The organism is Niveispirillum fermenti, from assembly GCF_048066175.1.
Classification (GTDB): domain Bacteria; phylum Pseudomonadota; class Alphaproteobacteria; order Azospirillales; family Azospirillaceae; genus Niveispirillum; species Niveispirillum fermenti.
The window spans coordinates 163,443-188,497 of sequence record NZ_JBLTXA010000006.1; the positions used below are offsets into that span (position 1 = coordinate 163,443).

A 25,055-nucleotide genomic window follows, 5' to 3' on the forward strand; every position below is an offset into this window, starting at 1 on the left:
GCCATCCGCCCCACCCTGTGCCGCGACCGACGAGCCGGACAGCCGGCAGCACAGGGTGACAGGACGGAAGGGCGGAATGCGTTACGAGATCGAGGTGAATGGCCAGCCCCGCATTGTGGATGTCCCGGAGGACATGCCGCTTCTGTGGGTGCTGCGCGACATGCTGGGCCTGACGGGCACCAAGTTCGGCTGCGGCATCGCCCAATGCGGCGCCTGTACCGTGCAGCTTGACGGGTTTCCCGTGCGAAGCTGCCAGTTCCCCATGGAGCAGTTCGACGGCCAGAAGGTGACGACCGTGGAAGGCCTGTCGCCCGATCGGTCGCATCCGCTGCAAAAGGCCTGGATCGAGGGGCAGGTGCCGCAATGCGGCTATTGCCAGTCGGGCATGCTGATGGCCGCCGAGGCGCTGCTGCGCGAGAAGCCCCAGCCCAGCGACGCCGATATCGACGATGCCATCACCAACCTGTGCCGCTGCGGCACCTATCCCCGCATCCGTCGCGCCATCCGCGTGGCCGCCGGCATGCCCCCGGCCTGATCCGGCCCGCAACCTTTTCCAAGGGAGACGCCATCATGGCCATCGCACTTTCCCGCCGCAGCCTGCTGCGCGCCACGGGCGCCGGACTGACCCTGACCCTGCTGCCGGGCGGCGCGCTTGCCGTCGCGCCCCCCGGCGGTGCCCTGACACCTGCCGCCCCCGGTGGGGGCTCCACGGTCAATGACTGGCTGCATGTCGCCAGTGACGGTTCCATCACCATCTTCTCCAACGCGCAGGAAATGGGCCAGGGCGGTTTCAGCGGCGTGGCCCAGATGCTGGCAGAGGAATTGTGCGTGCCCTGGGACCGGGTGACCGTGAAGACGGCGCCGCTGAAGGTGGGCATGGGCATGGGGTCGGGCCGGGCGCACTGGACCGGCGGCAGTTCATCCATCCGTACCCAATGGGACCGGCTGCGCCGCGCCGGGGCCGCCGCCCGGCAGATGCTGGTGGCGGCCGGGGCCGCCCACCTGGACGTGCCGGCCGCGGAATGCCGGGCCATGGAGGGCGGCGTGCATCATGCGCCCAGCGGGCGCCACGTGGATTATGCCGTCATCGCCGATGCGGCCGCGCGTCAGCCCGTGCCGGAAGCGCCCGAGCCGCTGCCCCGGTCGCAATGGCGGCTGATCGGCCGGCCGCTGCCACGTAAGGATATCCCGGCAAAGGTGGATGGCAGTGCCGTCTTCGCCACCGATGTCCAGGTGCCGGGCCTGCTGTCCGCTACGCTGATGCAGAGCCCCGTTTTCGGCGGCCGGCTGGTTTCCGTCGATCCGGCCCCGGCGCTGCGTATACCCGGCGTGCGCCATGTCGTGCCGGTCATGGGGGTGGAGATCACCATCCCCGGCCTGCCCCAGCCCATGGTGATGGCCGATGCCGTGGCCGTCGTGGCCAGCCATTGGTGGGCCGCCCGCCAGGGGCTTCTGGCCCTGTCGCCGGTCTGGGACAATCAGGGCAAGGACGATCTGGACACCGACGGCATGCATGCCGCCATCATGGCCCGGCTGAATGGTCCGGGCATCGTCCGTGTGGCCGAGGGCCAGGACGAGGCGGAACAGCGCAGCCTGCACGAGGCCGGCATGGCCCGCGCCACCCGCCGGTTCAGTGGGGATTACCGTGTCCCCGCCCTGGCGCATGCGCAGATGGAGCCGCTGTCGGCCGTGGTCCATATCACGTCCGACGCGGCGGAAGCCTGGACGGGCAGCCAAGCCCCCTCCTCCGTCCGGCGCATCGTGGCCGGGGCCGCCGGCCTGACGCTGGAACAGGTCACGACGCATACGCTGGTGTCGGGCGGCGGATTCGGCCGGCGCTTCATCGATGATTACGTCGCCTATGCCGCCATCCTGTCGCGGTCGGTCCGCGCTCCGGTGAAACTGGTCTATACGCGGGAAGAGGATATGGCCCAGGGCCGCTACCGCACGGCCACGGCCTGCCGCATCACGGCGGGGCTGGGCCCGGACGGCTTGCCCACCGCCGTCCATACGCATTGCGTTCCGGCCGGCGGCGATGTCCTGCTGTCCATGGCCAGGCCGGGCCATGCCGGACAACCGGACCACCAGCCCAGCTATTACCTGCCCGCTTCCCTGGCTGCCGTGACGCAGGCGGACCTGCCCGTCCCCTTCGGTCCCTGGCGGGCACCGGGCAGCACACAATGCGCCTTCTTCTTCGAAACCTTCGTCGATGAACTGGCCGAACAGGCGGGACAGGACCCGCTGGCCTATCGCCGCCGGCTGCTGGCCGACAACCCCCGCGCGCTGCGCGTGCTGGACGCGGCGGCCGCGGCGGCCGGCTGGGGCCGTGCCCTGCCGGCGGGCCGGGGACTGGGGCTGGCCATCTGGAACAGTTTCGAAGCGATCGCCGCCCAGGTGGTGGAGGTGGAGGTATCCGACCGGCGGCTGCGGGTCACCAGGGTCTGGTGTGCCTTCGATTGCGGCACGGCCGTCAATCCCGACAGCGTGCGGGCCCAGGGGGAGGGATCGATTCTGATGGCCCTGTCCGCGACATTGGCAGAGAAGGTGGAACTGGCCAAAGGAGCCGTGACCAGCCTGAATTTCGACCAGTACCCCCTGCTGCGCCTGGAACAGATGCCGGAAATTGAGATCATCCTGCTGGAAAGTCCCGACGCCCCCGTCGGCGGGGCCGGGGAACCCATGACCCCGCCATTGCCCCCCGCCCTGGCCAACGCGCTGTTCGCCGTGACGGGAAGGCGCATCCGGTCGCTGCCGCTGACCGATCACGGCTTCATCACCGACCTTTAGGCCAGGCACCCGCCGGCTGGAGAGCCGGGTACTGCCCCCCGCCGGCTGGAGAGCCGGCTACTGCAAGCTCATCAGCGCATCGACATGGCGCATCCGGCCGGGGCAGACCAGGTCCAGATGCGCCACCCGCACCGAATGCAACCGGCCATCCAGGTTGGAAGACCAGAAATCCAGGAACCGGCGCAGAACCGGAAAGCGGGGCGCCAGATCCAGTTCCTGCCAGACATAGGTCTGCAGCAGGCCGGGATGGTCGGGCATGTGGTATAGTATTTCCGCCGTGGTCAGGCGGTAATCCTGCAATTGCCGGGACAGGCTGGACCGGGAAGCGACCATGGAACCTCCTTTCACCAATCCGGGTTTTCACCGTGCGGGATGGTCTTCCCATCCCACCCGGAAAAGTCTGCCAGCAAATCGCAATCTTGTGAATATTGTTTATATATCAAAGCACTAGTAGCATAACGCCGGGAGTGCTGCCAAACGGCCATTGCCGTCCGCGCCGGGCGGATGCTACCTTTGCTGTATGGATGAAACCATTTACACACGCATAGGAAGGTTTTACCCCTGGCTGCGCATGGTAACGCGGCGGGGGCTGGACCTGCTGCTGCCCCCGCGCTGCCTGTCCTGCGGGGTGGAGGTGGGGGAGCCCGGCGCGCTGTGCCCCGGCTGCTGGCAGGGGATCTCCTTCATCGCGGCCCCGCACTGTGCCCGCTGCGGCCTGCCGTTCGATTACGACCCCCTGGGCCAGGGGGGTGGCGGGCTGGTCTGCGGGGCCTGCATCGCACGGCCGCCGCCCTTTGACCGCTGCCGGTCCGTCTTCGCCTATGACGATGCCAGCCGCCGGCTGGTCCTGGGCTTCAAGCATGGGGACCGGACGGACTGCGCCACGGCCTTCGGCCAGTGGCTGGCGCGGGCGGGGGCCGGTTTGCTGACGGATGAGAGGGTGCTGGTCGCGCCCGTGCCGCTGCACCGCTGGCGCCTGCTGCGCCGCCGCTACAACCAGTCGGCGCTGCTGGCGACGGCCCTGGGCCGGCGGGCGGGGCGGGAGGTGATCCCCGACCTGCTGCTGCGCCGGCGGGCCACGCCCAGCCAGGGCGGGCTGACGGCCAAGGGCCGCGTGCGCAATGTCGCCGGGGCCTTCGGGCTGAACGACCGCTGGGCGGGCCGGGTCCGGGGCGCGCGCATCCTGCTGGTGGATGATGTGTTCACCACGGGGGCCACGGTGGGGGAGTGCGTGCGGGTGCTTAGGCGGGGTGGCGCGGCGGCCGTGGATGTGCTGACCCTGGCGCGCGTGGTGCGTCCCGTGGCGCTGGACGCCGTGGAGCCGGACGCCGTGGAGCCGGAGGACAACTGACAGCCCTCCCCCTTGCGGACGGGCGGGGGTGCATTGCAGCGACAATCCCTTTGCCCCGCGCCATTCCGCGTCCATATTGGAAGATAGCAGCCTTACCGAAGATCACCACAGGATCGGACATGCCCGCGCCCAAGGTCGAAATCTATACCAGCCCCTGGTGTGGCTATTGCACGCGCGCCAAGCGCCTGCTGGACGGCAAGGGCGTGGCGTATGAGGAGATCGACATCATGGCCGACCCCGGACGCCGGCCGGAAATGGTGGACCGCGCCGGCGGCCGCACCAGCGTGCCGCAGGTCTTCATCGACGGCCGGCATGTCGGCGGCTGCGACGATACCTATGCCCTGGAACGGGCGGGCAAGCTTGACCCGCTGCTGGGCATCGGGGCCTGACATCATGACGGATGCGCCTTCGCTGCTGCGCGCCGCCCTGGTGCAGGTCAATGCCGGTCCGGAAATCGCCCCCAACCTGGAACAGGCGGGCCTTTTCGTGCGCCAGGCCGTGGAACAGGGGGCGCGGCTTGTCTGCCTGCCGGAGAATGTCTCCATGATGGTGCAGGGGCGGCAGAATGTGCTGGCCCGCGTGAAGCCGGAGGCCGAGCATCCCGGCGTCCCCTTCTTCCGCGATCTGGCCCGCGAGACGGGTGCCTGGATCATGACGGGCACGCTGGGCTGCCTGCTGCCCGACGGCCGCGTGGCCAACCGCGCCTTTGTGATCTCCCCGCAGGGCGGGATCGAAGCGCGGTACGACAAGATCCACATGTTCGATGTGGATCTGGCCGATGGCGAAAGCTACCGCGAAAGCGCCACCTACCGCCCCGGCGAACAGGCCGTGGTGGCGGCTACGCCCTGGGGCGGGCTGGGCCTGACCATCTGCTATGATGTGCGCTTCCCCCATCTCTACCGGGCGCTGGCCAAGGCCGGGGCTTCCATCATCACGGTCCCGGCCGCCTTCACCGTGCCCACGGGTCGGGCGCACTGGCATGTGCTGCTGCGCGCCCGCGCGATCGAGACGGGATGCTTCATCCTGGCGCCGGCCCAGACCGGGATGCATGATGGCGGGCGCGGCACCTATGGCCATTCCGTCATCATCAGCCCCTGGGGCGAGGTCCTGGCCGATGGCGGGCAGGAGCCGGGCATCGTGCTGGCCGACCTGGACCTGTCCAAGGTAGCGGAGGCGCGGCGCATGGTGCCCAGCCTGATGCATGACCGGCCCTTCGCCGGACCCTGATCCCCATGTCGCGGCGCTGGAAAATCACCGTCGAGTTCGATGGCCGTCCCTTCCTGGGCTGGCAGCGGCAGGACCATGGCCCCTCCGTCCAGGCCTGCCTGGAAGAGGCGGTCCACCGCTTCGCCCAGGAGCGCGTGACGGTGCATGCCGCCGGCCGCACCGACAGCGGCGTGCATGCCACGGCCATGGTCGCCAGCTTCGATCTGGAAAAGGATGTCGGGGCCGAAAAGGTCCGCGACGCCCTGAACTACCATCTGAAGCCCAATCCCGTCGCGGTGCTGCGGGCCGAGGCGATGGAGGGCGACTTCCACGCTCGCTTTTCCTGTATCGGCCGGTCCTATCTCTATCGCATCGTCAACCGGCGGGCACCGCTGGCCCTGGATGCCGGGCGGGCCTGGCTGGTGTCGCACCCGCTGGATGCCGATGCCATGCATGCGGCCGCACAGCGACTGGTGGGCCAGCATGATTTCACCAGCTTCCGCGCCTCCCTGTGCCAGGCCGCCAGCCCCGTGAAGACGCTGGCTGAACTGTCCGTCGGCCGGGTGGGGGAGGAGGTGCGGATCGTGGCCCGCGCCCGGTCCTTCCTGCACCATCAGGTACGCAACATGGTGGGCACGCTTAAGATGGTGGGCGAGGGACGCTGGACCGCCGATGACGTGTCGTCGGCCCTGGCCGCCCGCAACCGGTCGGCCGCGGGCCAGACGGCCCCGGCCGATGGTCTTTACTTCACGCACGCCTTCTATCCGGGCGAACGGTTCGACGATCCCGTCACATGATCCTTGGTCCCAGGGCCCCATCCTCCACCAGGGGATAGGTTGCGGCATCGGGCAGTTGGTAATGCCACCATTCGTTCATGTAATGCTGCCAGCCGGCCGCCGCCATGATGCCCAGCAGCAGGGCGCGGTTGCGCTGGGCCGCCACGGGAATGCGCGTATCCGCGTGAAAGGCGATGGGGCGCATGTCATCGAAGCCGGTGCCCATCTCCAGCGGCACCCCGTCCGGTGCCGCCAGCGTCAGGTCCACCGCAACGCCGCGCCCATGGCTGGACCCGATGCGCGGATCAGCGATAAAGGTCGGATCGGGCAGCGCGTTCCACAGGGCCCATTGCGCCGCCGGCGGACGGTAGCCATCGAAGACGCGCAGCCGCAGCCCCTGCGCCGCCGCCAGACCGATGGCCCGCGACAGGGCCGCGGCAGCAGCCGGATGCAGCAGGCAGAGCGGCCGCGCGAAGATCGGCCTTCCCGTCAGATTGTCGGCCGTGGCATAGCGAAGATCGAGATCGACGTCGAAATCCGGCGGGGCGATGGGGACGAACCGCATGGGACGGGCCTTTGTCGTTCGGGGGCCGGACCTGGATAGCGGAACCGGATGCGGATGGATATGCGCCAATGATCACGCTTGGCCTGGATACGGCGACCAGCGCCTGCGCCGTCGCCCTGTGGGATGCGGCGACAGGCACCTGCCTGGCCGTGCGCGCCGAACAGATGCAGCGCGGCCTGGCCGAACGGCTGGTTCCCATGGTCGAGGAGGTGCTGGCCGCAGCCGGGATCGGCTTCGGCGCCATCGGCCGCATCGGGGTGACGGTCGGGCCGGGCACCTTCACGGGGCTGCGCGTCGGGCTGGCCGCCGCCCGCGGCTTCGCCCTGGCCGCCGGCTGTCCGCTGGTGGGAGTGACGACGCTGGAAGCCGCCGCCGCAGGGCTGGACCCCGCCACCCGCGCCGGTCACACGCTGCTGGCCGCCATCGAAAGCCGGCGCGACGACCTGTTCGTGCAGCCCTTCACGGCGGCACTGGTCCCGCTGGGCGAGCCGGCCGACGTGCTGCCCGCCGACCTGCCGGCCCACGCCGCCGCCACGCTGCCGCCGGGGCCGCTGCTGATCGTGGGGGATGCCGCGGCGCGCGCGGCCCAGGCGCTGGGGGTCTGGACGGGCCCCGTCGGCGTGCTGGAAACCACGGGTGCGGCAGAGGCGCTGGCCACCGCCCGCATTGCGGCAGCGGCGGGGCCGGCCGATATCGCACGGCGTGCGGCCGATCCGTTCTATCTGCGCCCGCCCGACGTCACCCTTCCCCGGCCGCGCTGACCGCCATGACGGGGGAACGGCAGACGGGGGAACGGGAAATCCTGCCGGCGGGGCCGGTACATGCGGGTGTGCTGGCCGCCCTGCATGCCCTGGCCTTCCGCGATCCCGCACCAAGCGGCCCCGCCTGGGACGAGGCCGCCTTCGCCAATCTGCTGGCCATGCCGGGCGTGGAAGGCTGGATTCTGACCGAAGGGGGGGCGCCGCGCGCCCTGGCACTGTGGCGAATGGTGCTGGACGAGGCGGAGTTGCTGACCATCGGCACCGACCCCGCCGCGCGTGGCCACGGGCTGGGCCGTGCCCTGCTGGCCCAAGGGTTGCACAGCCTGACGGCGCGCGGCGTGGCAAAGATTTTCCTGGAAGTCGCCGTCATCAATACAGCGGCCATCGCGCTCTATGCTTCGGCAGGTTTTATCGAGGCCGGCCGGCGGCGCGGCTATTACCAGCATGGCGGCCAATCAATTGACGCGCTGATCATGATGCTGGAACCGCCGCCGCCCTGAACGGTCAGGGCTTGCGCACCTTCAAACGCTGGATGCCGTCGGGGATTTCAGGATTCTCCGGTTGAAGATCGCCGACCAGATAGCCGTGTTCACGCAGGCTGGCCGGGACATTGCGGCTGGGCTCCCCAAAATTCATTCTCACTTCAAGCCCTTGACCGGGCAACAATCGTTCCACGACAAGTTTCGTTCTGACGAATGTCATTGGGCAGACAAGTGCCGTGATGTCGAGAAACTGATCTGGAATGTTTTCCACGTCGAACGATTCCTTTGCCTTCGTGCCAAATCGATATTGCAAGAGGGGGAAAGAGGACTTATATGACCATCGAGATTCTCGCCCGGAGCAATGATACATGACGAACGCATCATCCTCGCCCGAACTTTTGTCTCTGACGACGGAAATCGTCGCTGCTCATGTTTCCAACAATACAGTCACCATCAATGATCTTCCTGCGCTGATCGAACAGGTCTACCGCACTTTGTCCAATGTCGGCGCCGAGCCGGTGGTACAGAGCGAGAAGCCGCAGCCGGCCGTCGCCATCAAGAAGTCGGTGACCCCGGAATACATCGTCTGCCTGGAAGACGGCAAGAAGTTGAAGATGTTGAAGCGCCATCTGAAGACGGCCTACAACATGTCGCCGGAGGAATACCGGGAGCGCTGGGGCCTGCCGCCCGACTATCCGATGGTTGCACCCAACTATGCCAAGCAGCGTTCGCGCCTGGCCAAGCAGATCGGCCTTGGCACCCGCGCCCGCCGCGGCGAGGACGAGTAAGCACCAGACGCCCTTCGGGGGTGCATCGGTTCGGGGGCGGCCGCAGGGCCGCCCCCTTTCCATGTCGGCATGCGCCGTAGCCGGGGGGGCGGGGGCGGGCAACCCCTGTGATTTGCGCATGGCACCGGCGCGTACCTACCCGCAAACCCGCGAAGGTCTTTGAAATTTGCGGGGCGGGGCCATGAAACTTTCGTGATCGGGCCACCGATTGTGACACAGTGGGTTGACCGGTTGACGGCGCTTTGTGTTATGCCAATACACGAGGTTGGAGACCGGCCCGGTCCCGGCCGGATAACGCCAGCGACCCAGAATATGTGAGAGCATGGCTGACATCATTGCCACCGATGCCCTGATTTCCGGTGAATTGCGCGCCGGCAATCTGGAAGTCCGGCTCGCGGAAAGCGCGGCCGAGGTCACGGCCGCCCAGCGCCTGCGCTATCGCGTCTTCTATGAGGAGATGGAGGCACGGCCGACGGCGGAGATGGCTGCCCAGCGGCGCGACTTCGACATGTTCGACAGCATCTGCGACCATCTGCTGGTGATCGACCATAGCCTGGGCGGCGGTGCGGCCGGCGTGGTGGGCACCTACCGCCTGATCCGGCGGGCCACGGCGGCCCGCATGGGGTCGTTCTATTCCTCCGATGAATACGACATCTCCCGGATCGAGGAATATCCGGGCGAGGTGCTGGAACTGGGCCGCTCCTGCGTGGATTTGGCCTATCGCAGCCGCGGGACCATGCAGTTGCTGTGGCGGGGCATTGCCGCCTATGCCGCGCATTACGACATCAAGCTGATGTTCGGCTGCGCCAGCCTGCCCGGCACGGACCCCAAGGCGCTCGCCCTGCCGCTCTCCTATCTCTACTACCACCATCTGGCCCCGCCTGCCCTGCGCCCCGTGGCCCTGCCGCACCGCTATGTGGAAATGGCGATGATGGCGGAGCATGAGATCGACCCCCGCCGCGGCATCAATGAGGTGCCGCCCCTGATCAAGGGGTATCTGCGGCTGGGTGGCTTCGTGGGCGAAGGGGCCGTGGTAGACCATCAGTTCAACACGACCGATGTGTCGATCGTCGTGAAGACCGACCTGATCACCGACAAATACCTGCGCCATTATGAGCGCCGGGGCAGCGCGCTGCTGTAAGGCGGCGCGCCTTCGCGACGGGCGGTGGGGAATGGAGATCGGCTCGACGCTGTTGGGAATTTTCAGGCTGGCGGCCTATGCCACCGTGACCCTGTGCGGCATTCCCGTCCAGATTTTGCTGCTGCGCCTGTCGCCCCACCGGGCCGCGGCGGCCTTTCCGCGTTTCTACCATCGCATCTGCTGCCGCATCATGGGCCTGCAGGTGGAGGTGAAGGGCACGCCGGCCACCGACCGGCCGGTCCTGTTCATTGCCAACCATTCCTCCTATCTCGACATTCCCGTCCTGGGGTCCATCCTGCCGGCCAGTTTCATCGCCAAGGTGGATGTCGATGGCTGGCCCGTCTTCGGCCTGCTGGCCCGTCTGCAGCGCACCGTCTTTGTCGATCGCACGGCCCGGCACAAGGCGGATGAACAGCGCGACACGATCCAGGGCCGGCTGCTGGCCGGTGACCATCTGATCCTGTTTCCGGAAGGCACCAGCAGCGACGGCAACCGCACCCTGCCCTTCAAGACGGCGCTGTTCGCCGTCGCATCGACCCGCATCCAGGATCGGCCCCTGACCGTGCAGCCTGTCAGCGTCACAGCCACCCATCTGGACGGCATCCCGCTGGGCCATGCCTGGCGGCAGCTTTACGCCTGGTATGGCGACATGGAACTGCCCCCGCACCTGTGGCGCATGATGCGGGCCGGGCGCCTGCGCATCCTGGTGGAGTTCCACCCGCCGCAATCGCTGGACAGCGTCGGCAGCCGCAAGGCGCTGGCCGACATCTGCTGGAAATCGGTGGCCGCGGGCGTGGACCGGGCCGTCACGGGCCGGGCGGCCTGACCGTATATTTTCTGCCCCTCACGCCGACGCCGACATCCGTCGGCCTGGGCTTCATGCAGCACGTGCCGCGCGGGCGCTCAACGCGCCAATCAGGTTGCGATGAGTTCAACTCACCGCAACCTGGTATCAACCTTCGCGCCGGCGGCGCAGCAGCACGTAATAGGCCCCGCCCCCGCCATGCTGCGGCTGGGCCTGGTGGATGGACAGGACCAGCCGCCCGACATCACCTTCCCGCAGCCAGCGCGGGACCGACAGCCGCAGCACCCCTTCGCCGCGCGGCATCTGCCCCTTGCCCGTGATCACCAGCACGTTGCGGCGGCCGGCCGCATGGCTGCGCCGGATGAAGCCCAGAAGCGTGTCATGCGCCTCGCTCTGGGTCAGGCCGTGCAGGTCGATACGGCCGTCGATCCCCAGGCGGCCCCGGCGCAGCTTGTCGTCGGTGCGCTTGTCCACACCGGCCACGCGGCCCAACGGCGACGGGGCCAGGTTCACATCGACCCGCACCTTCTCCCGCACCGGCATGCCACGCAAAAGCTCGGCCAGCTTTTCCGCTGCCACCGTGCCGGGACGAGTGGGCGGGGACACGGGGGCCGCTGCCGCCGGCGGCGCGGATGATGGGGCCGGCACCGGGACGGGCTTCGGCTTGGGCGCGCTGCGCCGGCGCCCGGCCAGGGGCGTGGCATCGCGCATCACGGTGCGCCACAGATCCAGTTCGGCAGGCGTGGGCAGCTTTGGCTTGCGATCAGACATGACACCCCCTGGCGCCGCATCCATGCGCGTGATCACAGGCGGAAGGGCGGGGGGCGGGATGCAATCCGGGCGGCCTTGGTCTCTAAGGGATGAGGGAGAATATGGCGGGCGACCCCCGTATAGCGGGAGATAAGCCGCCATTCCCCCAACGGCAATGCCGATCCACCCAGCGCGCAGCCGGTATTCTCGACGCGCAGGCTCAGGCTGGCCGGTCCGGCGGCAACCGCCCCCCCACCATGCGCCATTTCTCATCGAACTGCCGGGCGATTTCGCCCAGCGTGACCTGGCCCAGCCGCGCCAGAAGGGTGGTCCGTGCCTCTGCCAGGGCCGCGCCCATCGTCTCGTTGACGGCCTGCTCCACCAGGCAGGCCGGATTGTCCGCCGAGGGCCCGATGGCGAAAAGCTGCGGTTCGCCCAGCGCGCGATAGATATCCAGCAGCGTGATCGCCGACAGCGGCCGGGCCAGCGCCCAGCCGCCGCCATGCCCCTTTTCCGACGTCACCAGCCCCTGATCGCGCAGCCCGGCCATGGTCCGCCGGACCACGACGGGATTGGTGTTCAGCATGCTGGCCAGGATGTCGGAGGTCGCGGCCCCGTCCAGCCGATCCATATGGATCAGCGCATGCAGCATGCGGGAAAGGCGGCTGTCGGTTCGCATGCCCCGTTCTAACCCTTTCCTTCTTTCGTAACAAGAGTAGTTGCAAAATAAGGGGGGTGCAGCCATCATGTAACTTATGAAGATTCAAGATATGGGGATATCCATGCTCTACGACGTGATCGTCATCGGCGGCAGCTTCGCGGGCCAGTCGGCGGCCATGCAACTGGTCCGGGCCCGGCGCCGGGTGGCGCTGGTGGATGCCGGCCGGCCGCGCAACCGGTTTGCGGCCACGGCCCACGGGTTTCTGGGCCAGGATGGCGTGCCGCCCGCCCGTATCATGGCCCAGGCCCGCGCCCAATTGACGGCCTATCCCACCCTGGATTGGGTCGACGGATCGGCGGAGATCGCGACGGGCGGCCGGGGCCGGTTCACGGTCGCGCTGGGGGACGGACGGACCCTGACGGGCCGGCGCCTGATCCTGGCCACCGGCGTGCGCGATGAATTGCCTTCCCTGCCCGGCCTGGCCGAGCGCTGGGGCCACAGCGTGCTGCATTGTCCCTATTGCCACGGGTACGAGATCGGCGGCCGGCCGATGGGCGTGCTGGCCACACAGCCCGGCGCCGACATGAAGGCGCTGCTGATCGCCGACTGGGGCCCGTCGGTGTTGTTCACGCAGGAGGCGATGCTGGTGGCGCCCGATATGACAGCGCGGCTGGCCGCCCGGGGGGTGACGCTGGTGGAGGAACCGGTGGTCGAGCTGCTGGGTGCCGCCCCCGCACTGGAGGCCGCCCGCCTGCGCGACGGCAGCACCGTGCCGGTATCCGCGCTGTTCGTGGGGCCGCGGACCCATATGGCCAGCCCCCTGGCGTCACAGTTGGGCTGCACCTTCACCGAGGGTCACAGCGGCCCCTATCTGACCGTCGATGATTGGGGGGCGACCAGCGTCCCCGGGGTCTATGCCGCGGGCGACGCCATCATGGCCATGCACAATGCCACCCTGGCGGCGGCTTCCGGTGTACGGGCCGGGGCGGGCACGCACCAGTCGATGCTGATGGATTGATCAGGCCGTCCGGCCGGCCTGCACGGCCGGCAGGCGGCAACGGATGATGGCACCGGACTGGCCGTCGCTGCTGATCTCCACGCTGCCGCCATGCAGTTCGATGAAGCTTTTCACCAGCGACAGGCCCAGGCCGGCACCGGCCGGGCCACCCTGGCCGGTCGTGCCCCGCTCGAACCGCTCGAAGACGCGCTGATGTTCATCGCTGGCGATGCCCACGCCCGTATCGGCGACGGACAGCACGATCTCCTCCCCCACCCTGGCGGCGGAAAGGGTGATGCGTCCGCCGGGGGGCGTGAACTTGATGGCGTTGCTGACCAGGTTGAACAGGGCCTGTTTCAACCGCTTCTCGTCCCCTTCCATGGCGCCGATCTGGTCGGGCATGTCGACGCGCAGGTCCAGGCTCTGCTTGCGGGCCCAGTCGCGGGTCAGGCCGGCGACGGAATGCAGAAGCTGGGCGATATCCACCCTGTCATGTTCCAGCACCATGAACCCGGCCTCGATCGTGGCCAGGTCCAGGATGTCGTTGACCAGCGACAGAAGCCGCCGGCTGGCCTCCAGAACGCCCTTGGCATATTCCTGCTGGCGGGCGTTCAGCGGTCCGAAATACTGGTTATGCAGTATCTCGGCAAAACCCATGATGGCGTTCAGCGGGGTGCGGAGCTGGTAGGACACGTTGGCGATGAACTCCGCCTTCAGCCGGTCGGCGGCCTCCAGCGCCTCGTTGCTGGCGCGCAGGGCCATTTCCACCCGGTCGCTGTCCGTCACGTCCAGACAGGAGAACAGCACGGCCCCGTCGGGCAGCGGCACCACGGCATAGCGCAGGACCGACCCGTCGGCACGGCGCAGGATGCCGGCATCGGCACGGCGCTGCAGCAGGTGGCCGACCAGCTTCTCCCGCTCGCGGTCCCAGTCGCCCCCTTCGTCCAGCAGCGGACGGACGATATCGACCAGCCGGGCCAGATGCGGTTCCCCCCGCGTCAGCCCGTCATTCAGGGACCAGACGCGCAGGAAGGCGGGGTTGTACAGCTTCAGCCTTCCGTCACCGCCGAACACGGCCACGCCCTCGGCCAGATTGTCCAGCGTCTCCTGCTGCACGGCCATCAGTGTGTTGTAGGAGGATTCCAGCGCCAGCGTATGGGTCACATCCTCGGCCACGAACATCAGCCCGCCGAACGGATGCGGCACCGACAATGACCGCAGCGTCCGCCCATCGGGCAGGTGCAGCAACTGCTCCATCGGTTCGATCAGCGAGGTGAACAGCGCCAGTTGCTGCTTCTTCCAGCGTGGGAAATCCGCTTCCTCCGTCAGCTTGCGCCGGGCGCGCAGATCCTCCAGCACCTCGCCATAGGTTGGTTCGTCGGCCAGCCAGCCCGTATCCATGTCCCACAGCCTCGCATAGGCATGGTTGTGGAACTTGATGCGCATGTCCGGGCCATAGATGGCGATGGCCGACCCCAACTGGTGCAGCACCTCGGCATGCGCGTCGATATGGCGGGCCAGTTCATCGCGCAGGGAACGTTCAATGGTCCGGTCGATGGCCAACCCGGCCAGACCGCCGGACGGCAGCGGCGTTTCCGTGAACTGGAACAGGCGGCGGTCGCCATCCACGACCAGGAACCGTTCCTCCTCCTGCGCCGCACCCGCCGCCAGGGCACGCTGCGCCAGGTCGCGCGGGCTGCCCAGCAGGCCGCCGGGCAGTTCCGCGCCCTGGGTCAGCACCTGGTCCGGCGTGCTGTCCAGAAGCCTTGCATAGGCCCGGTTGCACCAGTCGATCTCCAGCGCGGGCGTGCGCCGCCACAGCGGCAGCGGCAGGTCGGCCAGAAGCGCGCGCAGCCGTTCCAGCTCCACCGCCTGCGCCTGCGCCGTTTCCACCCGCCGGACCTGTTCCAGCCCTTCCGGGGTGATGTCACGCAGCCAGAGAAGATGCAGGAAGGCGCCGTCCGGCCCCTCCCCACGCCGGCCGCTGGCCTGGAAGAATCGCGATCCGTCGGCCAGCCGCACATTGATGCGGAATGGCTTGCCGCTGTCGGTCAGGTGGCGGAAGGACCCGTGCAAGGCGGCCGCGTCGCTGGGGGCCAGCGCCTGTTCGACATCATCCAGGCGCCGCACCTGTTCCACGCCCAGCAGGGCGGCGAAACCCGGTGCAACCGACAAATCCCCCGCAGCGCCCAGCGCCAGCCAGGGTTCCGGCACGCCATCGGCCAGTGCCGTCAGGCGGGCCATCTCGACCCTGGCCTCGATCAGGTCCAGTTCCCGGCCCCGCGCCCAGGTCAGCAGCCGGATCATCAGGGCCGCCACGGTCAGCAGCAGGGCCAGCGCCAGCAGGGCAAGCACGGGGGATTGCGCTTCCCACAGGGGGCGCAGCATCCAGCCGATTCCGGCCAACCCCACCAGGGCGGCACCGGCAACGGCGACAAGATGGACAACAGCCGGCTTCACGGGCGGCAGTTTAGAAGGGGGATTCCTTGAAAAGCAAGGCCCGGCCAGCCACCCAAAAGAAAACCCCCGCCGGTCGCTGCCGGCGGGGGTCTGTCACCTTGCCCGGAACGGGGATAAGGATCAATAACGGTAGTGATCCGGCTTGAACGGACCCTGGACCGGCACGGCGATGTAGTCGGCCTGGGCCTGGGACAGGACGGTCAGCTTGGCGCCGATCTTGTCCAGGTGCAGACGGGCCACCTTCTCATCCAGGTGCTTGGGCAGCACATAGACCTTGTTCTCGTACTTGGCATGGTTCTGCCACAGCTCGATCTGGGCCAGCACCTGGTTGGTGAAGCTGGCGGACATCACGAAGCTGGGGTGGCCGGTGGCGCAGCCCAGGTTGACCAGGCGGCCCTTGGCCAGCACGATCAGGCGCTTGCCGTCGGGGAACACCACCTCGTCGACCTGCGGCTTCACCTCGTCCCAGACATAGTTCGACAGGGCGGCGATCTGAATCTCGCTGTCGAAATGGCCGATGTTGCAGACGATGGCGCGGTCCTTCATGGCGCGCATATGGTCCAGCGTGATCACATCGACATTGCCGGTGCAGGTCACGAAGATGTCGCCGTGCGGGGCGGCGTCTTCCATGGTGACGACCTGATAGCCTTCCATGGCGGCCTGGAGCGCGTTGATCGGATCGATCTCCGTCACCAGCACGCGCGCACCCTGAGTGCGGAGCGAAGCGGCGGAGCCCTTGCCCACATCGCCATAGCCGGCGACGACGGCAACCTTGCCGGCGATCATCACGTCGGTGGCGCGCTTGATGCCGTCCACCAGCGATTCGCGGCAGCCATACAGGTTGTCGAACTTCGACTTGGTGACGCTGTCATTCACATTGATGGCGGGGACCTTCAGGGTGCCGGCCTTCACCATCTCGTACAGGCGATGCACGCCGGTCGTGGTCTCTTCCGACAGGCCCTTCACCTCGGCCAGCATTTCCGGATACTTGTCGTGCATGATCTGGGTGACGTCGCCGCCATCATCCAGGATCATGTTCGGCACCCAGCCGTCCGGCCCGTGCAGCGTCTGCTCGATGCACCACCAGAATTCCTCTTCCGTCTCACCCTTCCAGGCGAAGACGGGGATGCCGGCGGCGGCGATGGCGGCGGCGGCCTGATCCTGGGTGGAGAAGATGTTGCAGGACGACCAGCGGACGGTGGCGCCCAGCGCCGTCAGCGTCTCGATCAGCACGGCGGTCTGGATCGTCATGTGCAGGCAGCCGACGATGCGCGCACCGGCCAGCGGCTTGGACGCGCCATATTCGGCGCGCAGCGCCATCAGGCCGGGCATCTCGGTCTCGGCGATGGTGATTTCCTTGCGGCCCCAGCCGGCCAGCGAGATGTCGGCGACCTTGTAGTCGGTGAAGGCGGTCATGTTGGCTCCCTGTCGCGCGGCAGGCGCGGGTCGTGGGTTTGATAAACAGCACAAGCGGCGGTCCGATCCGGCCGCCGCGTCTGGTGCAGCATGTATCAGGCGGAGCGGTCGCAGGCAAGCATAAAGATATCTTTATGTGTGCATCTGTGCCCATGCCGGATCATGCTCCCGATCGCGTTCCCCCGCGACCTTTTGACGCCTGCCATGTGCAGGAGGCGGATTGCCACCCCGGACAGGCTGCCCGACTATCGTATGCGGCGGCGGGGGCTGAAGGCGGGGTGGGACAGGCAATGGAATCGGGTGATGACGATGCGGGCAATGGCCGGCCGGCGGTGACGACAGAGGGCCAGACGGACGAACAGCGCCGTCAGGCCAGGCAGGCCGAGCGTATCCGTGACCTGGAACGGCTGATGCGCGGGGCCGCCGCCTTTTCACGCCGCGGGACGGAATAGGGGGAGTTCCGGCGCGCCACGGATCAGCGCGCCGTATCATCCGGCGCCAGGAACCCCCTGGTCACCTTCACGGCTTCCGCCAGCCCGACCTTGCGCACCTCCACCCCCTCGGGGAAGGCACCCAGCAGGCGGGATGGCATCATCGGGTCCAGCAGCACGAACACGCCCTGGTCATCCGCGCGTCGCACCAGACGGCCGAAGGCCTGGCGCAGGCGCAGGCGGGTGATCATGTCGTCGAACCCTTTGCGCCCCGCCACCTTGTCGAAATAGTTGCGTCGCGCCTTGTGCAATATGTCGGGCCGGGGCCAGGGCACGCGGTCGAACACGATCAGGCGCAGGGAACGGCCCGGCACATCCACCCCGTCGCGTACCGCATCGGTACCCAGCAGGCAGGCATCCTCCTCGCCGCGGAAGATATCCACCAGGGTGGGCACATCCATGCCGTCCAGATGCTGGGCCAGAAGCGGGATGCCCGCTTCCTCCAGTGGTTCGGCGATGCGTTCATGCACGCCGCGCAGCCGCTGGATGGCCGTGAAAAGGCCCAGCCCGCCGCCGCCCGCCGCCAGGAACAGTTCGCGATAGGCCGAGGCCACCTGCCCCAGATCATCCTTGCGCACATCGTTCACGATCAGCACGCGGGTCTGACTGGCATAATCGAAGGGGCTGGGCACGGCGGCGCGCAACGCCGCCCCGCCCATATGCACCGTGCCGGTGCGCAGGTGTGCGGCCCGCCAGTCCTGCTCCACATCGCCCGTGCCATCGGTCAGCGTGGCGCTGGTCAGCACCAGCCCGTGGGCCGCCGTGCCCACCGTGTCGGCAAACGGGATGGTCGGATCGACCCAATGGCGATACATGCCCGTGTCGAAGTCGCGGCCGTCGATCCGCTCGATCCCGAACCAGTCCACGAACTTGCGCGGTGTCTCGTCCTTCAGGCTTTGCAGCATCAGCCGCCAGCCCGTCACCTCGTTCTGGGCGCGGCGTTTCAGGGCGCGTGCGATGCTGTCCATGCGGCGGCGCGTCTCGGCCTCAAGCTCGTCCGCCTCCTCCTCCAGCATCTCCTTCAGCCGGTCGGCCAGCTTCTCCAGCGGCATGGCCAGCTTCAACAGGGCGGCATCCAGATCCAGGGCCAGGTCAACCAGCCCTTCCGCCACGGGCCTGCACTCGGTCTCCAGGCTGTAGGGATTGTCCACGCCCGGGGCGCGGGCCAGCACCTGCGCCCGCACGCCGGCCAGGAACGCCTCCAGCGGGCCCTTCACCTCCCCGCCATGGATGCGCTGCGCCCAGGCCTCCCCCGGCAGGATCTGGGCCGCCTGCCTGATCTCCTGCAACTGTTCCAGCGCGACCTTGTCGCCCCCGACCAGATCCTCCACCCGCCGCTGCAGGCCGCGGGCCCGGCTGCGGCCCGACACCTCCGCGCCCAGCAGCCAGCGGCGCAGCTCCGCCGCCTCCGCCGCCGTCAGATGGCCGGCAAAAGCGCTGTCGGCAGCATCGAAGACGTGGTGCCCCTCGTCGAAGACATAGCGGGTGGGGATATAGGCATCGTCCCCGCCGCCCAGGGCCGCCTGCACCATGACCAGGGCATGGTTGGCCACCACGATGTCGGCCTTGCGCGCGCGGCGGACCGATTTCTCGATGAAGCAGCGGGTATAGTGGGAACAGGCATTGTAGACGCATTCCCCCCGGCGGTCGGCCAGGCCCAGCGTGCGGCCCTTGCCCAGCACATCGACCAGCCAGCCGGGGAAATCCCCGCCCGCCATGTCGCCGTCGCGCGTGGCCGCGGCCCAGCGTGCCATCAGCCCGATGGCGGTGGCATAGGCCGGCTGGGTATGGGCGATGTTGGCCGCTTCCTCCAGGTTCAGCAGGCACAGGTAGTTTTCCCGCCCCTTGCGGACCACGACGCGCCGTGCCTTCACCGACGGGTCGGGATGCAGCCGGTCCAGTTCCTTGTCGATCTGCTGCTGAAGCTGGCGGGTATAGGTGGAAATCCAGACGGGACCGTTGTTCTTCTCCGCCCACAGGGTGGCCGGGGCCAGATAGCCCAGCGTCTTGCCCACACCCGTGCCGGCCTCCGCCAGCACGATATTGGGCACGCCCTGCTCGTCACGCGGGGTAAACGCGGTGGAAACGGCGCTGGCATAGTCGGCCTGCTGCGGCCGGGGTTCCACCCCGTGTCCGCTGCCGACCAGTTCGGCCAGCCGCCAGCGCGCTTCCGCCGGTTCAACGGGCACATGGCCGGGCGGCGGCTCGGGCGCCTCGGCCTGCCATTCCTTCAGGTGGTTCCACACCATCGGCCCGCGACGGGCACGCCCGTCGCCCGGCCCGTGCGGCAGGCCCAGCGCGGCCATCACCGATGGCGTCCACGGCCAGCCGGCCTGTCCCATGAACCAGCCGATGCCGGCCGGGTCGGACCGTTCATGCGGCTGCCGCCCGCGCCCCGCCCCGTCTTCCGGCTGGTTGTTGCCGGCCAGTTCGGACAGAAGCGCGCGGGCGCTGTCGATCAGGGACAGGGCTTCGGCCTCCGGATCGCCGGGTGCAGGCAGGCCCAGCGCATCCGCCAGCCCCTTGGGCGTGGGCAGGCAGAACCGGGCCGGCCGGACAAAGGCATACAGTTCCAGCAGGTCGAACGGGTCGGCCATCCGGTCGGTCCGCAGCCGGCGGCCCACGGCACGGGCGTGCGCCAGGATCACGTTCTGGTGCCGCAGACGCCAGGCCGCCTCGTCATGGGGCAGCAGGTCAACCTCCCCGTCCGGCGTCACCCAGGTGACGCCACGGGCCCCCACCACGATGGCGGGCGCATCGGGCAGCAGCAGGCTCGGCGGTGCCGTGCGCAGGGCCCCGGCCGCATCGGGCACCGTGGCGGCACCCGGCCGGCGGAAGGGAACGATCTCGCTCATGGCGGCGGAGTATAGGCGAAGCCGGGCCGCTTGCATCAACAAAACAGGAACATCACCCCTTCACCCGGCCGCCGGCACCGGTCCGGGAGAGGCAGGAAGCGATCAGCGCGCCGGCACCTGGTCCAGCATCCGGTCCAGCGCCTGGGCCACGGCTTCCATGCCGGGCGGGGTCACATGATAGGCGACGGCCCCGGTCGGCGCGGGATAGCCCGTCATCCAGGGGTCGGCCGCGCAGGCATCGTGCCCCAGGGAAAGCTCCGACGCCTTCAGCAGCAGGGCGCCGGCATCGCTGGCCGCGGCCTCGGTGATGGCGGCCAGCCGGGCCGCCACGGCACGCGCGGCCTCGGCCTGTTCGCGCGTCAGCGGCGTGCCGTCGCACAGGTCGCGCGGCGGCAGCACGACGGGATAATCGACAAAGACCAACAGGGCATCGGGCGCCCGCGCCCGCACGGCGGCGGCCACATCGGCCATGGCCCGCGGCAGGGCATCGAAGGCGCCGGCCCCCGGATCAGCCGCCGGCCGGCACCGGCCGGTGGGATCACCCAGCCGCGCCGCCAGTTGGGCACAGGACAGGGACATGAGGTTGCCGATATAGCCCAGATCATTGCCGCCGATGGTCACAGTGACCAGCCTTGTGTCGGCATCCACCGCCTCGACCTGCGGCGGCAGTTCCCGCCACCCCGTCAGCACCGCCGCCGTGGTGGCGCCGGAACAGGTGACATCCACCAGCGAAAGCCCCCGGCGGGCCGCCAGCAGATGGGCGTAATTGCGCGAGGAACGGCCGCAACGGACCGGGGCATCGGGCACATAGGGCAGAAGACCGGGACCGGCCGCGAATGAACTGCCCATGGCGACATATTTGGCACCCGCCGGCAAGGCGGGGCGCCGCTGGGCGGAGGCATCGGTTGACAGGGCGGCCGCCAGGCAAAGGGCGAAAAGCCCCCCCAGCAGAACAGGAAGAAACGGCAGGCGCATGCAGGGATCCTGAACAGTGGAGACCGGACAGCCACGATATCGGGCTGTCCGGTCTCCGTCTTTCCACCATCCGGTATAATCAGTGTGACAAACACACCTCAAGCGATGCGAAGCCTACCACCCAAAGATTACCACTTTGCCATCAGGCCGCGCGGATACCGGTCAGGAACTGTTCCACCTGGCTTTTCAGCACATCGGCCTGTTCGCCGAGGTCGCGGGCCGCACCCAGGACCTGGGTGGCCGAAGCCCCCGTCTCTCCCGCCGCCTGCGTGACATGGGCGATGTTGCTGGACACTTCCCGCGTCCCGACCGCCGCCTGCTGCACATTGCGGCTGATTTCCAGCGTCGTGGCGTTCTGCTGTTCCACCGCGGCGGAGATGTTCGCCATCGCCTCGTTGATCTGGCCGATGGTGCCCGTGATGGATTGGATGGCCCCGACCGCCTGATCGGTGACGCTCTGCATGCCCTGGATCTGCTGGCCGATTTCCTCCGTCGCCTTGGCCGTCTGGTTGGCCAGGGACTTCACCTCGCTGGCCACGACGGCGAAGCCCTTGCCGGCTTCGCCGGCGCGTGCCGCCTCGATGGTCGCGTTCAAGGCCAGCAGGTTGGTCTGGCTGGCGATCTCGCTGATCAACTGCACCACCGTGCCGATCCGGTGCGCGGCCTCGGCCAGGGTCTGCACCGTCTCGTTGGTGCGGCCGGCCTGCTCGGTGGCCTGATCGGCGATCCGGGTCGAATGCACCACCTGGCGGGAGATTTCCTGGATGGAACTGGCCATCTCTTCCGCCGCGGAGGCCACGGTCTGGACATTGGCAGCCGTCTGATCGGCAGCACTGGCCGACGCCGTCGCCTGGGTCCGGGTCTGCTCGGCAATCGCCGTCATGCCCTGCGCCGTAGCGTCAAGCTGCCCCGTGGCGCTGGCCACACTGCCCAGGACGGAGGAAACGTCGCTGTCGAACCGGGCGATCAGTCCTTCGATGGCGGCGGCGCGGCGGGTCTTGGCCTCCTGCTCGCGGGCCTGCTCGCCGGCCAGTTCATCAGCCCGGACGGCGTTCTGCCGGAACACTTCCAGCGCGCGGGCCATGCCCCCGATCTCGTCCTTGCGATGCAGCCCGGCGATCCGGATCGACTTGTCGCCACCAGCCAGCAGGCCCATCTGGTCCGTCATGGCCTTGATGGGACGGGCAATGGCCCCGGCCAGGGCCAGCCCCGCAGCCACGGCGATCAGCAGGGAAGCCACGGCACCGGCCATTGTGGCAGTATTGGCCATGGCGAAGGCGTTCTCCAGCCCTTCGCGCCGGCTTTCCAGCAGGTCGCGCTCGATATCCTGGATGGCCTGCACGTCGGCGCGGATCTGATCCATCCGGTCCTTGCCGGTTCCGGCCGCCACATCGGCCAGGATGTCGTCACGCCGGGCCGGATCCTGGAAACCCGTGATCTGCGGTTCGGCCATGTCCCGGTTCCAGGCATCCGATGCCTGCTTCACCGCGCGCAGCCGTTCCCGCTGGGCCGGGTTGTCGGCCACCAGTTCCATGGCCTGGTTGTACCCCTGCTCGAACGCCCGCTGGCCCTCGTAATAGGGGTCCAGGAAGGCCTTGTCGCCCGTCAGCAGAAAGCCACGCAGGCCCGTTTCCTGATCGACCTTTGCCGTGGCCAGCAGCCGGACCGTGCGCATCACCTCATAGGTGTGGACGGTCTCTGCATTTCCGTTCTCGATGAAGAGCAACTGGGTGCGGTTGATGGTGCCGACGACCAGCGACGTCAGGACAAGCGCGCCGAAGGCAATCAGCAATTTGCGGACGATCGACAGGTTCCGCAGCTTCTCAATCATACTCGTCTCCTTCCTGCCACACAGGGGCCGGCTTGGGCGAAAAGGCAAGTTTCCCCGTTTCCAGAATGAATATCATTCATGGACGAGTATTAGCGCGATTTCGGGCGGATCTTTCTTGACGAAGAAAGATAAAAATTTAGATAATCACCACAGATCAGGGTTCGCTGACCTAAATCAATTCAACTTTCTCCTGTCTTCACCTGCCGATTTGCCTCGTCGGTATCATTTCTTTTGTCTAATTTAGAATTATACCGATGATGAAGGGCTTCAACCCGTCGAAGTGTCGGGCCAACTGTAACTTTCAGGGTAGGGCACACCCTACCCCGAAAGGCATAACACCAGTGAGGATGACAGATCTTTCACCGGTCAGGCCGATGCGGCGCAGGCGCGCAGAACCCCACGGCCCCGCAGACGGCGGTCAGGGATGCGGTGGCGATTTTGCGAAAGGAGGCCCCGGATCAGCGCAGCGTCTTGAAACGCTCCGTCGCCTGGACCAGCGCCGTGCGCACGCCGGGTTCCATCGCGCTGTGACCGGCGTCCGGCACGATGATGTAATCGGCTTCCGGCCAGGCGCGATGCAGTTCATCGGCCGTGCGGATGGGACAGACGATATCGTACCGGCCCTGAATGATGACCGCCGGCACATGGCGGATGTTGCGCACGTCGCGCAGCAGCCTGTCTTCCGGGTCCAGGCCGTTATTGCGGAAGAAATGCGCCTCGATCCGGGCCAGCCCCAGCGCGTGGTTGTCCTCCCCGGAGGCGGAAATAAGCTCCGGGCTGGGCATCAGGGTCGAACAGGCCCCCTCATACATGCTCCAGACCCGTGCGGCCGGCATGTGGACGGACCGGTCGGGATGGGTCAGCCGCTTCCAGTAGGCTTCAAGCAGGTCGCCGCGTTCCTCTTCGGGGATGTAGCTGTTGAAATGGTGCCACGCCTCAGGAAATATCTGCTTCATCCCGTAAAGGAACCAGTCGATCTCCGACCGGCGCATCAGGAAGATGCCGCGCAGGATCAGCCCGACCACCCGGTCCGGATGCGCCTGGGCATAGGCGATGGACAAGGTGGAGCCCCAGGAACCGCCGAACACCATCCAGCGGTCGATCCCCAGAAGCGCCCGCAGCAATTCCAGGTCCGCGACAAGATGCGGAATATCATTGTTGCGCAGGTCGCCCAGCGGCGTGGACCGGCCCGCCCCGCGCTGGTCCAGGATGATGATCCGGTAGAAGGCGGGATCGAAGAAACGGCGATGGGTGGGCGAGGCCCCGGCCCCCGGCCCGCCATGCAGGAACAGGACGGGAAGCCCGTTCGGGTTTCCGCACTGCTCCCAATACAGGGTATGGACGTCATCGACCTTCAGCCGGCCGGTCTGATAGGGATCAAGGGGGGAGAACAGGTCGCCGCGGGGCATGGATGCTTCCAATTTGTTTATTGCGACCGATTGTAGGCAAGCGGCCGGCGCAACGCAAACCGTCCGGGGTGGCAAAGCTGCGGAACCGGATCGGGGCGTATGATGTCCGCCATCATGGATACCGACCCCCGACCGCCCTATCCCCGCATCGACGATGGCAGCCTGGCCGCGCTGATCGTCGAATTCTATGCTGCCGCGCGGCTGGACCCGCTGCTGGGGCCCGTCTTCCAAGCCATGGTGGGGGAGGATGACGCCCATTGGGCCGCCCATCTGCGCCGCGTGCATGATTTCTGGTCATCGGTGACCATGGGCACCGGCCGCTATGGCGGCCGGCCGATGCAGGTCCATGCCGGCATCCCCGGATTGGCACCCGCCCATTTCGAACGCTGGCTGGACCTGTTCACGCAAACCGCGGACAGGCTGTTCATCCCCCCGGCCGCCGCCTTTCTGCGCGACAAGGCAGAGCGCATGGCCCAGGCCCTGCAGCAGGGCATCGCCATGGCGCGGGCGGCCGGCTGATACCGTTTCCCGGTTGGGTGTATACTCAC

Annotated in this window: 25 protein-coding genes; 14 read left to right on the forward strand and 11 right to left on the reverse strand. The window is 67.9% G+C overall.

Annotated features, from left to right (window positions below; translation table 11 throughout):
• Nucleotides 1–76 precede the first annotated feature (76 nt).
• Both ACM9LZ_RS08525 and ACM9LZ_RS08530 read left to right on the forward strand, forming a co-directional pair.
• Nucleotides 77–535: a (2Fe-2S)-binding protein gene (locus tag ACM9LZ_RS08525; RefSeq protein ID WP_416618958.1), complete on the forward strand. Its 459-nt coding sequence runs from the start codon at nt 77–79 to the stop codon at nt 533–535.
• 35 nt (nt 536–570) lie between these two features.
• The gene (locus ACM9LZ_RS08530; RefSeq protein WP_416618959.1) at nt 571–2,787 is read left to right on the forward strand and encodes a xanthine dehydrogenase family protein molybdopterin-binding subunit; all 2,217 of its coding nucleotides are present in this window, start codon (nt 571–573) and stop codon (nt 2,785–2,787) included.
• Between the two features lie 57 nt (nt 2,788–2,844).
• On the opposite strand, the gene ACM9LZ_RS08535 is transcribed toward ACM9LZ_RS08530, so the two are convergent.
• Nucleotides 2,845–3,120: an usg protein gene (locus ACM9LZ_RS08535; protein WP_416618960.1), complete on the reverse strand. Its 276-nt coding sequence runs from the start codon at nt 3,118–3,120 to the stop codon at nt 2,845–2,847.
• 238 nt (nt 3,121–3,358) lie between these two features.
• Here ACM9LZ_RS08535 and ACM9LZ_RS08540 point away from each other — a divergent pair, with 238 nt between their 5' ends.
• From ACM9LZ_RS08540 to truA, 4 genes are all read left to right on the forward strand, one after another.
• Nucleotides 3,359–4,138, forward strand: a complete 780-nt coding sequence (locus tag ACM9LZ_RS08540; protein WP_416618961.1) for a double zinc ribbon domain-containing protein — start codon at nt 3,359–3,361, stop codon at nt 4,136–4,138.
• 119 nt (nt 4,139–4,257) lie between these two features.
• A complete protein-coding gene (gene grxC / locus ACM9LZ_RS08545; RefSeq protein ID WP_416618962.1) occupies nt 4,258–4,527 on the forward strand; it encodes a glutaredoxin 3 in 270 nt (89 codons plus the stop codon).
• A gap of 4 nt (nt 4,528–4,531) precedes the next feature.
• The gene (locus ACM9LZ_RS08550; protein WP_416618963.1) at nt 4,532–5,365 is read left to right on the forward strand and encodes a carbon-nitrogen hydrolase family protein; all 834 of its coding nucleotides are present in this window, start codon (nt 4,532–4,534) and stop codon (nt 5,363–5,365) included.
• A gap of 5 nt (nt 5,366–5,370) precedes the next feature.
• A complete protein-coding gene (gene truA, locus ACM9LZ_RS08555; protein WP_416618964.1) occupies nt 5,371–6,141 on the forward strand; it encodes a tRNA pseudouridine(38-40) synthase TruA in 771 nt (256 codons plus the stop codon).
• Here truA and ddpX read toward each other — a convergent pair.
• Complete coding sequence (gene ddpX, locus ACM9LZ_RS08560) at nt 6,134–6,685, reverse strand: D-alanyl-D-alanine dipeptidase (protein WP_416618965.1); 552 nt, start codon at nt 6,683–6,685, stop codon at nt 6,134–6,136. The two genes, truA and ddpX, sit on opposite strands and share 8 nt — an antisense overlap.
• A gap of 68 nt (nt 6,686–6,753) precedes the next feature.
• On the opposite strand from ddpX, the gene tsaB reads away from it, so the two are divergent.
• Together tsaB and ACM9LZ_RS08570 are read left to right on the forward strand one after the other, a co-directional pair.
• Nucleotides 6,754–7,446 carry a tRNA (adenosine(37)-N6)-threonylcarbamoyltransferase complex dimerization subunit type 1 TsaB gene (gene tsaB / locus ACM9LZ_RS08565; RefSeq protein WP_416618966.1) on the forward strand — a complete coding sequence of 231 codons (693 nt, stop codon included), beginning with the start codon at nt 6,754–6,756 and terminating at the stop codon, nt 7,444–7,446.
• Between the two features lie 5 nt (nt 7,447–7,451).
• The gene (locus tag ACM9LZ_RS08570) at nt 7,452–7,946 is read left to right on the forward strand and encodes a GNAT family N-acetyltransferase (protein WP_416618967.1); all 495 of its coding nucleotides are present in this window, start codon (nt 7,452–7,454) and stop codon (nt 7,944–7,946) included.
• A 4-nt stretch (nt 7,947–7,950) separates the two neighbouring features.
• On the opposite strand, the gene ACM9LZ_RS08575 is transcribed toward ACM9LZ_RS08570, so the two are convergent.
• On the reverse strand, nt 7,951–8,199 hold the full coding sequence (locus tag ACM9LZ_RS08575) for a sulfurtransferase TusA family protein (RefSeq protein WP_416618968.1): 249 nt from the start codon (nt 8,197–8,199) through the stop codon (nt 7,951–7,953).
• A gap of 97 nt (nt 8,200–8,296) precedes the next feature.
• Here ACM9LZ_RS08575 and ACM9LZ_RS08580 point away from each other — a divergent pair, with 97 nt between their 5' ends.
• From ACM9LZ_RS08580 to ACM9LZ_RS08590, 3 genes are all read left to right on the forward strand, one after another.
• Nucleotides 8,297–8,716 carry a Ros/MucR family transcriptional regulator gene (locus tag ACM9LZ_RS08580; protein WP_416618969.1) on the forward strand — a complete coding sequence of 140 codons (420 nt, stop codon included), beginning with the start codon at nt 8,297–8,299 and terminating at the stop codon, nt 8,714–8,716.
• A 322-nt stretch (nt 8,717–9,038) separates the two neighbouring features.
• On the forward strand, nt 9,039–9,857 hold the full coding sequence (locus ACM9LZ_RS08585; RefSeq protein WP_416618970.1) for a GNAT family N-acetyltransferase: 819 nt from the start codon (nt 9,039–9,041) through the stop codon (nt 9,855–9,857).
• Between the two features lie 31 nt (nt 9,858–9,888).
• A complete protein-coding gene (locus ACM9LZ_RS08590; RefSeq protein WP_416618971.1) occupies nt 9,889–10,683 on the forward strand; it encodes a lysophospholipid acyltransferase family protein in 795 nt (264 codons plus the stop codon).
• 126 nt (nt 10,684–10,809) lie between these two features.
• Here the strand turns inward: ACM9LZ_RS08590 and ACM9LZ_RS08595 are convergent, their stop codons facing one another.
• Together ACM9LZ_RS08595 and ACM9LZ_RS08600 are read right to left on the reverse strand one after the other, a co-directional pair.
• Nucleotides 10,810–11,433 carry a Smr/MutS family protein gene (locus ACM9LZ_RS08595; RefSeq protein ID WP_416618972.1) on the reverse strand — a complete coding sequence of 208 codons (624 nt, stop codon included), beginning with the start codon at nt 11,431–11,433 and terminating at the stop codon, nt 10,810–10,812.
• 199 nt (nt 11,434–11,632) lie between these two features.
• A complete protein-coding gene (locus ACM9LZ_RS08600) occupies nt 11,633–12,091 on the reverse strand; it encodes an Rrf2 family transcriptional regulator (RefSeq protein ID WP_416618973.1) in 459 nt (152 codons plus the stop codon).
• A gap of 103 nt (nt 12,092–12,194) precedes the next feature.
• On the opposite strand from ACM9LZ_RS08600, the gene ACM9LZ_RS08605 reads away from it, so the two are divergent.
• On the forward strand, nt 12,195–13,091 hold the full coding sequence (locus tag ACM9LZ_RS08605; RefSeq protein WP_416618974.1) for an NAD(P)/FAD-dependent oxidoreductase: 897 nt from the start codon (nt 12,195–12,197) through the stop codon (nt 13,089–13,091).
• Here ACM9LZ_RS08605 and ACM9LZ_RS08610 read toward each other — a convergent pair whose 3' ends face one another.
• Both ACM9LZ_RS08610 and ahcY read right to left on the reverse strand, forming a co-directional pair.
• Nucleotides 13,092–15,530, reverse strand: coding sequence for a PAS domain-containing sensor histidine kinase (locus tag ACM9LZ_RS08610; protein WP_416618975.1), 2,439 nt, complete (start codon nt 15,528–15,530; stop codon nt 13,092–13,094). It lies immediately after the preceding gene.
• A gap of 120 nt (nt 15,531–15,650) precedes the next feature.
• Nucleotides 15,651–16,946 (reverse strand): adenosylhomocysteinase, encoded by a 1,296-nt coding sequence (gene ahcY / locus ACM9LZ_RS08615; RefSeq protein WP_416618976.1) that lies wholly within the window; start codon nt 16,944–16,946, stop codon nt 15,651–15,653.
• A 290-nt stretch (nt 16,947–17,236) separates the two neighbouring features.
• Between ahcY and ACM9LZ_RS08620 the strand changes: the two genes are divergently transcribed.
• Nucleotides 17,237–17,398, forward strand: a complete 162-nt coding sequence (locus ACM9LZ_RS08620; RefSeq protein WP_416618977.1) for a hypothetical protein — start codon at nt 17,237–17,239, stop codon at nt 17,396–17,398.
• Nucleotides 17,399–17,421: 23 nt separating this feature from the next.
• Here ACM9LZ_RS08620 and ACM9LZ_RS08625 read toward each other — a convergent pair whose 3' ends face one another.
• The 4 genes from ACM9LZ_RS08625 to pip all read right to left on the reverse strand — a co-directional run bounded on the left by ACM9LZ_RS08625 (nt 17,422) and on the right by pip (nt 24,507).
• Complete coding sequence (locus ACM9LZ_RS08625; protein WP_416618978.1) at nt 17,422–20,292, reverse strand: ATP-dependent DNA helicase; 2,871 nt, start codon at nt 20,290–20,292, stop codon at nt 17,422–17,424.
• 102 nt (nt 20,293–20,394) lie between these two features.
• Complete coding sequence (locus ACM9LZ_RS08630) at nt 20,395–21,267, reverse strand: SGNH/GDSL hydrolase family protein (protein ID WP_416618979.1); 873 nt, start codon at nt 21,265–21,267, stop codon at nt 20,395–20,397.
• Between the two features lie 142 nt (nt 21,268–21,409).
• On the reverse strand, nt 21,410–23,098 hold the full coding sequence (locus ACM9LZ_RS08635) for a methyl-accepting chemotaxis protein (RefSeq protein WP_416618980.1): 1,689 nt from the start codon (nt 23,096–23,098) through the stop codon (nt 21,410–21,412).
• A gap of 458 nt (nt 23,099–23,556) precedes the next feature.
• Nucleotides 23,557–24,507, reverse strand: a complete 951-nt coding sequence (gene pip, locus ACM9LZ_RS08640) for a prolyl aminopeptidase (RefSeq protein ID WP_416618981.1) — start codon at nt 24,505–24,507, stop codon at nt 23,557–23,559.
• Nucleotides 24,508–24,606: 99 nt separating this feature from the next.
• On the opposite strand from pip, the gene ACM9LZ_RS08645 reads away from it, so the two are divergent.
• Nucleotides 24,607–25,026: a group III truncated hemoglobin gene (locus ACM9LZ_RS08645; RefSeq protein ID WP_416618982.1), complete on the forward strand. Its 420-nt coding sequence runs from the start codon at nt 24,607–24,609 to the stop codon at nt 25,024–25,026.
• Nucleotides 25,027–25,055: the final 29 nt, after the last annotated feature.